The following is a 15,033-nucleotide window of genomic DNA, read 5'->3' on the forward strand; positions in this document are numbered from 1 at the left end:
ATTTTGATATGTTAATCCTTATTATTAATATATTTATCAAAAGTTTCTAAAACCCAAATGATACTATTTTTAACTTCAAAATAGTCTTTATTATCAAAAAATATTTTAATATTATTAGGGGGTTGTTTAGGTGGATAATATATATCATTAGCAGCAGATATACCTAATTTGTATTTAAGGATATTAAATTGATTTTTTATATCTGTGATTATATTTTCTACCGATAAAAATTGATTTTTAAGATTATAAAGAGTTATCGAAGCAAAATTTTCCTCTGGTTTATAATAAATTTGAACATTATTATCCTTTTCTTTTTCAGTATATTGAGCAAATATCTTTTTAATAATATTTTCTTCAAGTTTGTCTAAGTTTTTCAAATTAACTTTTAACTTTGTTCCTTTTTTTTCAATTCTTTGTTGTATGGTTTCAAAATTATGATTAGCATGACTACCAATATCTCTTATATCCATAAGATGACAAGTAGTGTAATATCTATTTTTAAGGTTTTGTGATAAATTTTTATCATTATGAGAATAACCAGTAGTTGATTTAAAAAAATCACGAAATCTATAAATCTTATAATATTCCCAATTGGTAATTTGATCTTCACCAAATTCAAGACGGATAAACTGATGTAATATTATTTCTATTATTAAATAACTTGCTCTACAAAAATCTAAAAAATTATCTTCTATTTGTGCTTTAGCTATTTGTTGATTATATTCTTCTAAACGATTTTTTATGTCTTTATTTTTGTCTTTATCTAAAAATTTATAAATAGAATAATCAACTAAATAAATTTTTGCAGAATCGATACTAATTTCTTCTTTAGTAATCTTATCTATATAAATAGCAATTTGGTTAAGGTTTAAATTTATTTGCTCTAATATTTGTTTAGTTAACTCATCCATTTAATTTTCAATTTACATAAATTAATGACTAATTATTACTCAAGGTTAATAGCAATCTATATTGACTTAAAAACTTAGAATAAATTTGATCGTGCTTACCCTTAACCATACCAATAAATTCTATTTTACCCTTTAACACATCCTGAAAACGAGGGGTTTCTTTCCCCGAAAATCTAGCCTTATGATAATACTTTTCTTCAAACTCCTTCTGTGCAGATTCTAAACCAAATTTAGCCCAAGCATGAAGCATCGCCCTTACTTGACGCACAAAACATCTATCAACATTGGGAAATTGATTAGTGGTTAAACCCGTTACCTCTTGATGATTACCTTTAGTTTGTAAACGGGTTTTCTTCTCATTCACACTAAACCCATTCTCTCTAATAATACTTAAAAGTCGATCGCCTACCACAACTTTTTCCTTATCACCCTCATTGACAATATAAGCCAAATCCGCAGGAAAATCCTTGAGAGTAGTAGAGAAAGTTATATCATCAGCATAACGAGTATAAGTTGCCTTACAATCCTTTGCCAAACGCTGTAACTGACTATCCATCTTCCCACAAATCATATTAGTAACGATGGGAGAAGTAGGCGCACCTTGAGGTAACTGATTATTCTGACAACAAATTTGGGCTAAGATAGTAGCTACATCGGGAGGTAAATGATAAGGAATCCCCATAAACATCCCCCTAACTCGCCCAAAATTGACGGAGGGGAAAAAATCTTCTAAGTCTAAATTTAAAACATAACGTTTTTTAACATGGGCTTTAGCATTAGTAACAATGTTTTTATCTTGCACAAAACCATGCACTGAAGGCTTAACCTGATAAACTGCTTGTAAAACTTGATTGAGTTTTTGTTGAATAATTTTTAAGGCAGTAATGGGAGTTGATATTTGTCTTTCACCCCCAGATTTTTTCGGAATAGTAAAAGTTTTATAACGTCTCTGGGAATCAACTAAATAAAGATGATAAACTAATCTTTTATGAGGAATATTTAATAGTTTAGCAACATCTAAAGGAGTTTTTAATTGATAGAATTTTATGGTTAATTCTTCGGGAGAATCTTGGAGTAATAACGGATTTTGGTTTTGCAGATGAGGAAAAATAAGTTGCCATTGAGGAAGATTTGCCGTCATTATTACTCTTAAATTAACAATAAAAACTTGTGACTCAAAAGAAAACTAAAATAAAAATCACCTGCGGTTAGTATTCTACCTTACTCACATATAAGATACATTACTGGAACAGATATGAACCAATAACACTCTCGTAAAGCTAACCTTGAAATACACCATCGCAGGATCTACAATGGAAATCAATATCTTACCCAACAAGTGATTTATTTAGTTTTAACCTTTTTTCAGGTCATACTATTAGCTTATCTTACTCTAAAAAGAAAACCAATGATTTGATGCTAACGACGAAATATTCATCAGTTACTTATCCCTAATTACTTAATAACCTAAGTTTGGCTTAAGGGAAACAGTTTAAAACAGAATTCATAATAGCAATAGATGGTTTTTTTGACGATGGCAATAAGCAATTAATCCGGCGAATAAATTAACTAAAAAATTAGCAGGAGAACGATGACGGCTATATTCAATCATCTAAATGTGTTTCAATTGTTCAATTACTGATTCAATCATCGCTGGTTGTCTTAAAAGTTTTTTATTCGTCAATTCCATCAGTTTATTCTTCATATTTTTTTTAAGTTTTGTGACCAATAAAATTCCTTTTTTGCGTAAATCTTCGGCTAATTGTGCACAAATATAACCTTTATCGCCGAAAAACTTCCCCCCTAAGCCTTTTAATAATTCTGGTACTGGTTTTCGGTCATCCACATTCCCTTCTGTTAAAGCTATATTTAATAATTCTTCTTGGTGATTCACCACTAAATGTAACTTAAAACCATAAAACCAATCTACGGATGTTTTGCTTCTTTTTGCTAGTACTTGAAATACTTTATGTTGTGAAATACGTCGATGATGACAAACTTTGAGACAAGTCCAATCGACAAAACCAATTCCAGAGGAAGTCCCAAAACAAGACTGAAGATAAGCCATCAAGGGAATTATTGTACTGGGTATCCATTCCACAAATCTTTGATAACTAACCAATTTCGCAAAAGCACAACGCCAATAATTACTTACTACAGCTAAGTAAAAAGTTTTAAAATCTTTATAACCAGAAACATGAAAAGAAATTAGAATCGTCATTATTTCACTTAAAGCTAACCTACGCTTACGAATGCGAGTATTTTGACCAGTTTCGAGTAATTGTTTTTTCCAATGGGGTTCAAATTTGAGGCAAAAATCACATACAGAACAAAATAATTCACCTAAAATAAACATAAGACAGATGGATACTGAGAAAATTGTCAATTTCAGTCTATCTGTTTTTTATTTTCTTATCCCGAACTCACGTTATCTATATTTAAAATTTCTTTGTTGGAAAATTGCTATAGTATTTTTTACTCAATAGCTGATAAGAAATAAAATAATATTTTGATATTTCTATTAATACCGAATCTTCACTGCTATCCCTACCAACATTTCACAAATCAAAAAAGATTATTTATATTGTGTGTTGATTATTTCTCATAAATTTTGATAGTTTTAGGCGAAAAAAGAGGAATACGAATACACAGTAAAGCTAATAATGCTAGTATATGTATTGACCAATGAGCGATCGCTAATCCCCAGATGAGAAATATAATAGCAGTAAAAAGGGCTAAAACTAGATGAACTTCTTGATTAGTACGTTGATAGATAAAGATGCTAGTAATAGTAGTTAAAAGTAGCATCGTTAAAAATAAGGGAATCATCATAATATTTACCTCAATTATCTGGGAATAGAATCAATCTAATATCAAAAATTATTAATTAAACTATTTATTACTAGATAAAATTGTCTATATTCAGTAATATATTTTTTCGCCAATTTATTATTTTGTTTGATTATAAGTTAACATTTTTAGTTATTTTTCATAGATAAATGAGATACTTTTATTGACATTGTTGCAAAACTTTATATTTCTTTATAACTTCATTATTTCATAGCAAATTCAGAGATTTTGAAAATGATTTAAAGATTTGTGGTAATAGCTTGTACAGGACAAGTAGGAATACATTGTTCACACACAATACAAGTTTGCTGACGAAATTGTAACTTATAACTACTAGGATTCAATGTTAAAGATTCTGTTGGGCATACGCCTGTACATAATCCACAGTGTACGCATATTTCTTCGTCAATGGCAATTTCTCCTGTATTGAGGGAAACACCAATATTATTCGCCTTCATCCAATCAATAGCAGCATCTAATTGATCAATATCTCCTGATAATTCTAATACTAATTTACCTACTTGATTTGGTGCAACTTGTCCTCTGATAATATTAGCAGCGATATTAAAATCTTTAGCTAGTCGGTAAGTAACGGGCATTTGTACTACTGTACGGGGAAAAGTCAAATTTACTCTTTTTTTCATAAAATTAGAGATACTGTATAGGTTAATTATCAATTATCAATTAATAAAATTATGACTGAAAATAATGTTTATCGTCAAAATCGAATTCGTAATATTATTATTGCTTTAATAGCCATAACTCTTGGTATTTTGTTGGTATTGAGTTCACAAACTACTGTTAATTCCGAATCTTTAGAGGCACAATCTCAACAAGCAACCCCTTTAGAAATAGCAGTAAATAACGATAAACCCTCTTTAGTGGAATTTTATGCAAATTGGTGTACAAGTTGTCAAGCTATGGCTGGTGATTTAGCTATCTTGAAACAAAAGTATCAAGCAAACGTTAATTTTGTGATGCTTAATGTTGATAATAATAAATGGCTACCAGAAGTTTTAAAATATGGTGTTGATGGCATACCTCACTTTGTGTTTCTTGACAACAGTGGAAATGCGATCGCACAAACTATTGGAGAGCAACCGTTAAGTATTTTTGAAGGTAATATACAAGCCTTAATCGCTAATCAATCTATACCTTATGCTAACTCTAGCGGTAACATTTCTTCCTTAAATCCCAATAATCAAATTATTGAAGGTAACAAAGATAATCCTAGAGATCATGGTTAATTATTAGATTTTTTAATGCAAATCAAACAATAGGCAATGGTGATAAAAGCTAAAAGCAGTTAATTTATAAATATTTCTTTTCTTTAACCCTCTTTTGTCAAATTCCGAAAACATTTGTAATTTCTGAATTCTGAAACTATTGTACATCAATTGATCGTTAAAAGCTGCGCTGTGCGATCAAACCGATATTGAATAATAATTAAAATCAGAAATTGACAGAAGAAGTTTATAATCATAATTGAATTTGTAATCTAATTCCGAATTTTTAGTAATATAAACTTGTGATTTTTACATAGTAGAAGTTTTTTTTAAATTATTCCGTTAAACTCAGATATATGAAAATTTTAGCTAAATTCAAAAGTAAAATAAAGAAAATCAATTTAATTACTAATTATTAATAACTATATGAGTCAAGCAATTATTGACAATTTAACTTCATTGCCCATAGGGGGGAAAGACGAAAATAACTTTAATTATCATGAAGTTTGGTATCCACTTTTTTTTGTCGAAGATTTAGATAAAAATAAGTTGAATTCTTTTACTTTACTAGAAGAAAATTTGGTCATTTGGTGGGATAAAAATGAAGAAGAATGGCGAGTATTTGCAGATAAATGTCCTCATCGACTCGCACCCTTAAGTGAAGGTAGAATTAACGAAGAAGGTTTATTAGAATGTCCTTATCATGGTTGGGCTTTTTCAGGTGAAGGAAATTGTGAAATAATTCCTCAACAGGTAATCGGAAATAATGGAGAAAAATCCCCTCGTAGTTGTGTTAAATCTTACGCAACATCTATTAAGCACGGCTTATTATTTGCTTATGCAGGAAATCCTGAAAACGCATTTTTAACTCCTTTACCTATAGTAGATCCTATCGCAGAAAATGAAAAAAATTGGACAATTATTAATACTTTTAGAGATCTTCCCTATGATGCTTTAACCTTGCTTGAAAATGTTTTAGATTCTAGTCATATTCCTTATACTCATCACAAATCGGTGGGTAATCGTGCTAATGTTTCTCCCGTAGAATTAGAAATTATTAATGCAGATAGACAGGGTTTTCAGGGAGTGTGGCAAGAAGGACCAAGAAAAGGCAAATTAGGTACACAATATACGACTTTTATCGCACCTAATTTAATGTGGCATGACTTGACATCAAAGCAATTTGGAAGAACAATGACAGTAGTTTATGCAACCCCTATTAGTAAAGGTAAATGTCGATTATTTGCTATATTTCCTTTTCAATTTTCATCTAAAATACCTTCACTATTTATAAAATTAACTCCTCGTTGGTTTTCTCATCTTAATCAAAATAATATTCTTGAAGATGACCAAATATTCTTGTATTATCAAGAGCGAAATTTAGAAATATTAGGAGGTAGTAAAAATTTTTCTCAGACTTATTATTTACCAACAAAAGCTGATTTATTTATCATAGAATTAAGAAAATGGGTTAATAAATATAATGCTCAATTATTTCCTAATCAACTTTTTCCTGAAACACCCAATCATGATATTTTATTAGAAAGATATTATTCTCACACTGAGAAATGTAAAAGTTGTCGAGAAGCTTTAAAAAATATCAAAAAAATTCGTTTGATTTTACTAATTATCACTATAATCTTATGGTCATTAAACCCTATAATTAGCCTATATATTAATAGCTCACCACAGTTTATTATTTTTACAATTTCTTTAATTAGCTTAATAAATGTAGGATTCTATCTATACTTGGGTAAATTAGAAAAAAGATTTTATGAAGGGCAAATTATCCCTCCAAGAAACAAATAATTAATTAATTTAATAAGGACTTAATAAATACTAAAATTAATATCATTATAAATATTTATTTTATCTTCTATCCTGATTACTATTACTCATCCTTTTTCATCGTTATTAACTAAGCATTAAAATTAAATATAGGGTGGAGAGTATTTACGTAAATAACAGATAGTGTTTAAACCCCATAAAACAGTTATTATGTGCAACTATTGTTACTTCAAGAATGCCACTGTTACTCCAGCACCCCCATCATCCTGCTTTGCTAGTTCAAAATTAGTAACTTGAGGATGATTAGTCAAAAATTCATGAACTCCTGTACGTAAACTTCCTGTACCCTTACCATGTATAATCCATAATGAACCTATTTCAGTTGCATTAGCGATGGCTTTTTCCAAAAGAGGTTCGGCTAAATGTACTCTTTTTCCTCGAATATCGATGGTATTCTGAGAAGTTCGTACATTAATCGGCTTAGACTCAGTTTTTATGATGTTAACTTGTTTAGACTGTTGTTTATTAACTTTTATTTTGGTTTTATCTGGGATAGTTTTAACTTTTTCAAAGCGTTTGCCATCTAAAGATTCAATATCAGTGAAAGGTATTACCATCTTCATGATACCGAAACGAGCACTTAATTGCTCCATATCTTCATCTATGGTTAAAACTTCCGCCGTTTGCCCAATGCTCAGAATTCTGACTCTTTCACCCACCTTCGGTTTATAATTTGATTTTACTTTCAAGGGAGTTAAAAAACGATCGCCAATTTTTGTCAAAGTTTCTGTTGCTTGATGAGCGTCTTTTGCCGTAGGATCACTTTTTTTCTGTAATTCCTTAATAACTTGAGCAATTTGGCTTTTAGCATCAAATAAGAGTTTTTGAACCTCTTGTTCTTGTTTTAACTTTAAATCTCTCTCTCTAGCTTGTAAAGATGAAGCTTTTTCTTCTACTTGTTGATAAAATAATTCAGTTTTTGATAGTAAGTCTTGAGCTTGTTTATGTTTATTTTCTTGCTCACGACGTTGATTTTCAAGGGCAGAAATTAACTCATTAACATCATGAGAAAAACCACCAACTAATTCTTGTGAGTCAGCGACAATATCTAAGGGTAATCCCAATCTTTGAGCAATGGTAATAGCATTTGATCGCCCCGGAATACCCCATAATAATTTATAGGTAGGCTGTAAAGTACTATCATCAAATTCTACTGACGCATTTTCAAAACGAGAGTCATTATATTTTAAACTCTTTAACTCTCCGTAATGAGTCGTTGCAATGGTTAATAAATTATTTTCTGCTAAGTATTTTAATATAGCTATGGCAATCGCTGTACCTTCATTGGGATCTGTACCTGCACCAACTTCATCTAATAATACTAAAGATCCTGTGGAATTGGTTTCCCCTTTGCTTTGCAAGGTAGAGAAATTAATAATATGTAAAAAATCAATAATGCGAATAATACGGCGAATATGCCCTGAAAAAGTCGATAAACTTTGCTCTAAGGATTGTTCATCGCCAATATCGGCTAAAATACTATTAAACCAAGGAATTTGAGCAGGATATTGTGCAGGAATAAATAAGCCTACCTTTGCCATTAAAGCTACGATGCCAATAGTTTTTAAAGTAACGGTTTTACCCCCTGTATTTGGTCCTGTAATAGCTACAACTCTTGTTTCTGGATTAATTAATACATCAATAGGAATAACTTCTCTACCCTGTTCCTGTTTTTCCTGCCATACTAACAGAGGATGTCTAACCTGTCTTAAAGAAATACTCTCCCCTTCTCGAAAATCCACAAATTCGGGTGGAAAACCATTCAACCAAACGCTATAACGAGCTTTAGCAGTGGCTAAATCTAAAGAAGTAGCGATCGCCAATAGCTGTTCTAAATCTTCCCAAACTTCAGCTACTTTTTCCGTCAACTGCCGTAAAATCTTTTCTTCTTCTCGTTTTTCCTGATTACGGGTAGTTTGAAGTTTATTCCCTAATTCAATGATAACTCTCGGCTCTAAATATAAAGTTACGCCACTGGTAGAGGTATCATGAACTATGCCTTGAATTTGTCCACTATGACTAGCTTTAACTGGCAATACGAAGCGATCGCCTCTTTGAGTAACCACAGGTTCTTGTAATGCGTTAGTATTTCTTTGAATAATACCTTGTAAAGTTTGCTGAATTTTATTTCTTAAAGTCTTAATTTTTTGACGAATTTCACCTAATTGAGGACTAGCTCTTTCTGTGATTTCCCCACGATCATCTATACAATAGTGAATTTCTTGCTCTAATTCAGGGAAGGTTCGTAAATCATTAACCAATTCTTGAAGAGTAGTGGCGTTTTCTTGTTCTTCAATTACCCGTCTTAATTTTCTTACACCTGATAAAGTTGTCGCTAAGTTTAATAACTCATTACCATTTAATATTCCTCCTATTTTTGCTCTTTCAATCGATTCTCCAATATCATGAATACCATTAAAAGACCAATTGGAGTTGATGTTGATTTCTATATCACAAACTTCTTTTGTCTGTGCCAATAAATATTTAGTATCTTTTACACTAGAAGGCACTAGCAAGTTATTAGATGCCATTGCACCTAATTTAGTAGCAGCAAAAGTGGACAGATGTTCACATAATCTTTGCCATTCTAATAAACGGAAAGTTTCTTGTTCTATCAAAGCTCAATATAATTAACAATTAACAATGAAATGATCAATTAAGAATAACTCTATAATATCGAAAAAAGTTCACTACTTTCTTATGAATGTAAAAGATAACTAATTAGAACTATTGTCAATTATCAATGATATACCAAATTTAGTAAACTAACAGACTATGATCATAGCTAGGTGCTTTGCTATCAGAGGATTTTACTTGATACTTGACTAAATTTGCTAATTCTTCTAATTGATTGATGGCTTCTGCACCCTCTAACTTCATTAATTCTCTATCGTCCTGCATTTCAGTCCAAGTAATACCATAATCAGACACGAGAAAACGAATTAAGTGATTATCACCTAAGCTAACCATAAAAGAGGCACTGGTCAATTCTGTCCCACAGGTATAGCAAGATGCAATATAACCTCTTTTTTCTAAAACTATTGCTAAAGCTTGAAGATTCATCACTAAATCTTTCACAAATTCTCTATACTGATGTGCTAATCGAATAAACATTGATTCCTCCTTATGACACCATTCAATCTTCTCAGATTCTTAATATTTTTTTAAGATTTCTTTTTTAGATTATATGATATATTTTCCAAAAAGTGCAAAACTACTTAATATAGTTCTTTTAATAGCATATCCCAATTCTCAAAATAGTGGATAATATTAGACTCAAAACCAAGATTTTAAAATTCAAAACTCCTTTAGGAAGGAGTCTAAAAATTTAATATCAGTTCTGTTGTCATAAAATACTTAATTCTTAATTGCTAGTTTAGACTCTACAGTTAGAGAATTTGTTCCTGCAATTTCAATGTAAGATTGACGAATTTCAGTATTTACGGCTATGGTTTTCGCATCATAAAGTTGGGTAGCTAATTTTGGATAAAAACCAATACTGATAATTAAGGCTAAAAAACAAGCGGCAATAAATATTTCTCTCGGCTTTGCATCTTCGTAAACCGCTTCACTGGGTAAAACACAATTAGTACCAAAGCATACCGCAGGATCATTATCAAAGTTTTCATTGATTTTCGTGTCCCCAATGGTACACATTTGAATTTTGTTAGTGCCATAAAACAATTGTCTTAACATCGATAATAGATAAATAGGAGTTAAAATTAAACCTACTGCACTGAGAAAAATTGTTACCGTGCGAAAAGTTGAATCATAAATATCGCTATTACTAAAACCGATAAAAACGGCTAATTCACTCACAAATCCACTCATACCGGGTAAAGCCAAAGAAGCCATTGCACCCGCTGTAAATAAGGCGAATACTTTAGGCATTGCTTTGCCTATATCTCCCATTTCATCTAAGAACATGGTGTGTGTGCGATCATATGTTACCCCTGCAAGGAAAAATAATAATGAGGCTATTAAACCATGAGATAACATTTGTAACATTGCACCACTTATACCTAAGTCGGTAAAAGAAGCAATTCCGATTAAAACAAAACCCATGTGAGACACGGAAGAATAGGCTAAACGCCGTTTCATATTAGTTTGACCAAAAGAAGCAAAACCACCATACACTATGTTCACAACCCCTAAAATAACGAGTACAGGAGCAAAATAAATATGGGCTTCAGGTAATAAGCCTAAATTAAGGCGAATTAAACCATAACCTCCCATTTTTAACAAAACTCCAGCTAATATCATTGATACAGGAGAGGATGCTTCACCATGAGCGTCAGGTAGCCATGTATGGAGAGGGAAAACTGCCAATTTGACACCAAAGGCAATTAATAAACCACCGTAGAGTAAAACCTCTAATCCGATGGGATATTCTTTTAATCCTAATGTCACCATGTCGAAGGTGATTTCTCCACCGCCATATAACGCCATGCCTAAACCTGCTACGAGGATAAAAATAGAAGCTAAGGCAGTATAAAGCAAAAATTTGGTGGCGGCGTAACGTCTTTTTTGTCCACCCCAGATAGATACTAATAAATATACGGGAACTAATTCTAATTCCCACATAATAAATAATAACAAAATATCTTGGGCAACAAATACGCCAATTTGTGCAGAATATAACAGTAACATTAAAAAGTAAAATAAACGTGGTTTACGATCTACTTGCCATGCTGAAAACATCGATAAAGTAGTCACTAAACCAGCTAAAAGCACTAAAGGCATGGATAAACCATCTACCGAAACTGACCAACTTAAGCCAAGTTGTGGAATCCAAGAATATTGTTCCACAAGCTGTAAACTAGCATTATTTGTATCGTAATGTTGCCAGAAAACGTAGCACATTAAAATAAAATCTATCAGCCCTACTCCTAAAGCATACCACCGAAGAGTTTTACCTTCTTTGTCTGGCACGAAGGGAATAAGCAGTGCAGCAAACACAGGAAAGGCAATTATTGCGGTAAGCCAAGGAAATTGATCCGCTATCATATTTACTTAAATATTAGTATTTAATTTTTAGTGTAATAATCATACTATATTTCGTTAACTTTTGTTAAAATTACCGAAATAATCAGTTTTGTCTGTTCATTGTTTATTGTTAATTCTTTATGTACGATTGTATTGTGGTCGGTTCTGGTCCTGCGGGGGGTACTGTTGGTTATCATTTGGCAAAAAAAGGACATTCAGTCTTAATTTTAGATAAAGCTCATTTACCTCGTTATAAGCCTTGTGGTGGTGGGGTTTCTTCTATTATTCAGGAATGGTTTGATTTTGATTTTACTCCTGCTATTTCTCTAAAAACTGAAACTGTTTATTGCACATGGGAACATGAAAAAGCGATCGCAGTCAATACGAAAGATTATCCTATTTGGATGGTGCGAAGGGACGTATTTGATTATTTTTTAGTACAAAAAGCTGTTAAACAAGGGGCAATTTTACAAGATAAAACCCAAGTAACTGAGATTGAATTTAAAGCTAATAAATGGATAGTAAAAACCCCTCATCAAGAATTTTATGGACGTTATCTTGTTGCTGCCGATGGTGCAAAAGGTAACATGCCTAAATTATTAGGTTTTCAAAAACAAAAAAAATTAGTAGCTGGTGCTTTAGAAATAGAAATCCCTTTTAAACATCCTTCTAATGAAACTTATTTTGAGTTTGGTTTAGTGCAACATGGTTATGCTTGGAATTTTCCAAAATCTGATGGTTATTCAATAGGCGCGGGAGTTTTTTCTCAACAGCGAAAAGCTCAAAACTATCATACAATTATTGGTAATTATGCTAGTTTATTTAATCTTACTCTTGATGATGCTACGGAGCATGGACATCCTATTGCTTTATGGAATGGAAATCAAAAATTACACACTGATAATGCAATTTTGGTTGGTGAAGCCGCTTGTGTAGTTGATCCTTTTACGGCTGAAGGAATTCGTCCATCTATTTTTAGTGGTTTAAAAGCCTCAGAAGCCATTCATAATGCCTTGGCAGGAGATATTAACGCCTTAGAAAAATATAGCGAAATTATGAGACAAGAATGGGGAAAAGAGATGATTTGGGCACAAAGATTATCACAAGTATTTTATCGTTTTCCTCGATTAGGTTATCAAGTGATGGAAAAACATCCTTCTTCTGTTAATACGATGACAAAAATTTTTAGTGGTCAATTAAACTACTCTCAAGTAGGACAAAAAGGTATTAATTTATTAAGTAAATTTTTTTAAATAATTGAACATAAACATACTATTTTCATGTTTAAAAATATCATTAATTTCAAGGATTATAATTTGACAGTTTCTCAACAAAAAAAAATACTGAGAAAAGAATTTATTACTCAACGTTTACAATTAACATCCCCTCAATGGCAAATAAAAAGTAATCGCCTATGTCAAAATTTACTTAATAGTGATATTTTTCATCAAGCAAAAGTTATCTTAAGTTATCTTAGTTTTAAACAAGAACCAGATTTAAGTTTATTACATCAACAATCTCACATTATTTTTGGTTTACCTCGTTGTCAAGGAAAAAATTTAGTCTGGTGTCAATGGCAATGGGGCGATAAATTAGAAAAAAACTGCTATGGTATCAATGAGCCTTTTTCTAATTCTTCTTTAATAGATGTTAATTCTGTTGATTTAATTCTAGTTCCATCGGTAATATGCGATCGTAATGGTTATCGATTAGGATACGGTGGCGGTTATTATGATCGGATGTTAGAATTACCCTCGTGGAAAAATATCCCAACTATCGGTATTGTTTTTGATTTTGCCTATGTGTCTGAGTTACCGAGAGAATCATGGGATAAACCATTAAATTATATTTGTACAGAATTGCAAATCACTAATCAACACAGAATTAGGGAACAAAATTAGTAAAATTCTCCGTCACAGGGTACAGTTTGTTAGACTAACAATCAGTGAAACTATAATATATTAAATGACAATGAATTTATTAAAAATTAACAATAGAGGTTTTTGGGCAACTTTAGCATTAACAACTACATTAGTAACGGGATTACCTCATCTTGTTTCCGCCCAAAGTAACCCCGGATTAACTCTTTTTAGTGGTGTTGATCGTCAAGATATACTTAATTATCATCTCGATTTTGGTGGTAAAGCAGGAGGATGGGATCGTTATCGTCTAAGAATTCCGGGTAAAAAAATTACCCAAGGAGTTTCTAAATTTTTTATTACCTATCCAGAATATTATACGGGGAAATTTGATGTTGATTCTATCCAAGTTAGAGTCAAAGATAAAAAACTCCCTATTAGAGAAGTTGTTTGGGATAAAGAAAGTCGTATTATTGAAATTGACCTAGAACAACCTTTACTTGAAAGTAATAGAGTTGAATTGGTATTTTCTAATGTAAAAAATCCAGAAAATGGTGGTACATTTTATTTTCAAGCTCAAGTTTTAACACCCGGACAAGTACCTTTAAGATTAAATGTTGGTACATGGATTTTAAGTATTAATAATTAATCAATTTATAATTATAAAAGTTAAAAGTCGATGATTTGGGCGAGTGATATTCGCCCAACTTTTTATCTAAATTCCGGGTTTACAAACGTTATAATCTTCATGGGAAACTACTGCTTCGGGAGCAACGAAACTACCGTAATCTCTACAAATTAAACGATAATTTCTCGTAACGGGAATACTTATTATAAATCGATCATGTCTTAATCTTTTTCCCCTAAAATTAGTATAGCTGGTCTGATTTTGAATGTTATAAATTATTTGCCTAGCCTTTAATACTACATTTCGAGGTAAAGAACTTAAATCAATGGGATCTTTTGAAAAGGTTTCTTGCCAAGCATTTTTTTCTTGTCTTTTTTCTTCTCTAAGTGCTTGTTTTTGTTCACATCGATGACAATCTCTACCGTAACCTAGATGACCACAAGCGAATTTTTTTCTTCTTTTAGACATTTTGCACCTCTATTTTAAAGAATGGTTTAATATTCATCAGAGAATCAGTCCACAAGGCTTATGGAAAATTTTGAAGAAATAGATTTAGAATCTTACCTTCAATTTTTTATTTCACTAGGTTTTTATAATTGTTACTAAAATTATCGATTATTAATACAAAGATCCCCTCTATTACTTAAGTATTGGTTTTATTTATCAATGTTTATTATTTGTGTAAAGTTGTTAATGAAAATGTTTAAATTAATTAGTAATAAGAA

At 31.4% G+C, this 15,033-nt stretch carries 13 protein-coding genes and 1 pseudogene; 5 read left to right on the forward strand and 9 right to left on the reverse strand.

The features are described 5' to 3' along the window. Positions 1 to 11: 11 nt before the first annotated feature. From GM3708_RS10035 to GM3708_RS10055, 5 genes and pseudogenes are all read right to left on the reverse strand, one after another. Positions 12 to 911, reverse strand: a complete 900-nt coding sequence (locus GM3708_RS10035; protein WP_066346269.1) for a hypothetical protein — start codon at positions 909 to 911, stop codon at positions 12 to 14. Between the two features lie 28 nt (positions 912 to 939). Further along, a complete protein-coding gene (locus GM3708_RS10040; RefSeq protein ID WP_066346271.1) occupies positions 940 to 2,052 on the reverse strand; it encodes a reverse transcriptase domain-containing protein in 1,113 nt (370 codons plus the stop codon). Positions 2,053 to 2,415: 363 nt separating this feature from the next. Then, a pseudogene (locus GM3708_RS10045) lies at positions 2,416 to 3,267 on the reverse strand (IS982 family transposase). A 239-nt stretch (positions 3,268 to 3,506) separates the two neighbouring features. After that, entirely contained in the window at positions 3,507 to 3,743 is a 237-nt protein-coding gene (locus GM3708_RS10050) for a hypothetical protein (RefSeq protein ID WP_066346272.1), read from the reverse strand. Positions 3,744 to 4,000: 257 nt separating this feature from the next. Then, the gene (locus tag GM3708_RS10055; RefSeq protein WP_066346277.1) at positions 4,001 to 4,405 is read right to left on the reverse strand and encodes an NIL domain-containing protein; all 405 of its coding nucleotides are present in this window, start codon (positions 4,403 to 4,405) and stop codon (positions 4,001 to 4,003) included. A 51-nt stretch (positions 4,406 to 4,456) separates the two neighbouring features. Between GM3708_RS10055 and GM3708_RS10060 the strand changes: the two genes are divergently transcribed. After that, on the forward strand, positions 4,457 to 5,008 hold the full coding sequence (locus tag GM3708_RS10060) for a thioredoxin family protein (protein WP_066346281.1): 552 nt from the start codon (positions 4,457 to 4,459) through the stop codon (positions 5,006 to 5,008). A gap of 405 nt (positions 5,009 to 5,413) precedes the next feature. Then, positions 5,414 to 6,796, forward strand: a complete 1,383-nt coding sequence (locus tag GM3708_RS10065; RefSeq protein ID WP_066346283.1) for a Rieske 2Fe-2S domain-containing protein — start codon at positions 5,414 to 5,416, stop codon at positions 6,794 to 6,796. A gap of 203 nt (positions 6,797 to 6,999) precedes the next feature. On the opposite strand, the gene GM3708_RS10070 is transcribed toward GM3708_RS10065, so the two are convergent. The 3 genes from GM3708_RS10070 to GM3708_RS10080 all read right to left on the reverse strand — a co-directional run bounded on the left by GM3708_RS10070 (position 7,000) and on the right by GM3708_RS10080 (position 11,842). Further along, on the reverse strand, positions 7,000 to 9,453 hold the full coding sequence (locus GM3708_RS10070) for an endonuclease MutS2 (RefSeq protein WP_066346285.1): 2,454 nt from the start codon (positions 9,451 to 9,453) through the stop codon (positions 7,000 to 7,002). Between the two features lie 139 nt (positions 9,454 to 9,592). Then, positions 9,593 to 9,949, reverse strand: a complete 357-nt coding sequence (locus tag GM3708_RS10075) for a DUF1815 family protein (RefSeq protein ID WP_066346288.1) — start codon at positions 9,947 to 9,949, stop codon at positions 9,593 to 9,595. A 243-nt stretch (positions 9,950 to 10,192) separates the two neighbouring features. After that, on the reverse strand, positions 10,193 to 11,842 hold the full coding sequence (locus GM3708_RS10080; protein ID WP_066346290.1) for an NAD(P)H-quinone oxidoreductase subunit 4: 1,650 nt from the start codon (positions 11,840 to 11,842) through the stop codon (positions 10,193 to 10,195). Between the two features lie 119 nt (positions 11,843 to 11,961). Here GM3708_RS10080 and GM3708_RS10085 point away from each other — a divergent pair, with 119 nt between their 5' ends. The 3 genes from GM3708_RS10085 (at position 11,962) to GM3708_RS10095 (ending at position 14,329) form a co-directional block, all read left to right on the forward strand. Next, a complete protein-coding gene (locus GM3708_RS10085) occupies positions 11,962 to 13,074 on the forward strand; it encodes a geranylgeranyl reductase family protein (protein WP_066346292.1) in 1,113 nt (370 codons plus the stop codon). 63 nt (positions 13,075 to 13,137) lie between these two features. After that, positions 13,138 to 13,722, forward strand: coding sequence for a 5-formyltetrahydrofolate cyclo-ligase (locus tag GM3708_RS10090; protein ID WP_197671715.1), 585 nt, complete (start codon positions 13,138 to 13,140; stop codon positions 13,720 to 13,722). A 70-nt stretch (positions 13,723 to 13,792) separates the two neighbouring features. Further along, positions 13,793 to 14,329, forward strand: coding sequence for a DUF2808 domain-containing protein (locus GM3708_RS10095; protein ID WP_066346297.1), 537 nt, complete (start codon positions 13,793 to 13,795; stop codon positions 14,327 to 14,329). A 66-nt stretch (positions 14,330 to 14,395) separates the two neighbouring features. On the opposite strand, the gene GM3708_RS10100 is transcribed toward GM3708_RS10095, so the two are convergent. Next, positions 14,396 to 14,776: a hypothetical protein gene (locus GM3708_RS10100; protein WP_066346300.1), complete on the reverse strand. Its 381-nt coding sequence runs from the start codon at positions 14,774 to 14,776 to the stop codon at positions 14,396 to 14,398. Positions 14,777 to 15,033: the final 257 nt, after the last annotated feature.

It is taken from the genome of Geminocystis sp. NIES-3708 (genome assembly GCF_001548095.1).
GTDB lineage: Bacteria > Cyanobacteriota > Cyanobacteriia > Cyanobacteriales > Cyanobacteriaceae > Geminocystis.

Coding starts and splice junctions, on each gene's coding strand:
- GM3708_RS10080 (WP_066346290.1), bottom strand. CDS start 11,842: ATGATAGCGGATCAATTTCCTTGGCTTACCGCAATAATTGCCTTTCCT.
- GM3708_RS10060 (WP_066346281.1), top strand. CDS start 4,457: ATGACTGAAAATAATGTTTATCGTCAAAATCGAATTCGTAATATTATT.
- GM3708_RS10040 (WP_066346271.1), bottom strand. CDS start 2,052: ATGACGGCAAATCTTCCTCAATGGCAACTTATTTTTCCTCATCTGCAA.
- GM3708_RS10065 (WP_066346283.1), top strand. CDS start 5,414: ATGAGTCAAGCAATTATTGACAATTTAACTTCATTGCCCATAGGGGGG.
- GM3708_RS10035 (WP_066346269.1), bottom strand. CDS start 911: ATGGATGAGTTAACTAAACAAATATTAGAGCAAATAAATTTAAACCTT.
- GM3708_RS10100 (WP_066346300.1), bottom strand. CDS start 14,776: ATGTCTAAAAGAAGAAAAAAATTCGCTTGTGGTCATCTAGGTTACGGT.
- GM3708_RS10085 (WP_066346292.1), top strand. CDS start 11,962: ATGTACGATTGTATTGTGGTCGGTTCTGGTCCTGCGGGGGGTACTGTT.
- GM3708_RS10050 (WP_066346272.1), bottom strand. CDS start 3,743: ATGATGATTCCCTTATTTTTAACGATGCTACTTTTAACTACTATTACT.
- GM3708_RS10055 (WP_066346277.1), bottom strand. CDS start 4,405: ATGAAAAAAAGAGTAAATTTGACTTTTCCCCGTACAGTAGTACAAATG.
- GM3708_RS10075 (WP_066346288.1), bottom strand. CDS start 9,949: ATGTTTATTCGATTAGCACATCAGTATAGAGAATTTGTGAAAGATTTA.
- GM3708_RS10095 (WP_066346297.1), top strand. CDS start 13,793: ATGAATTTATTAAAAATTAACAATAGAGGTTTTTGGGCAACTTTAGCA.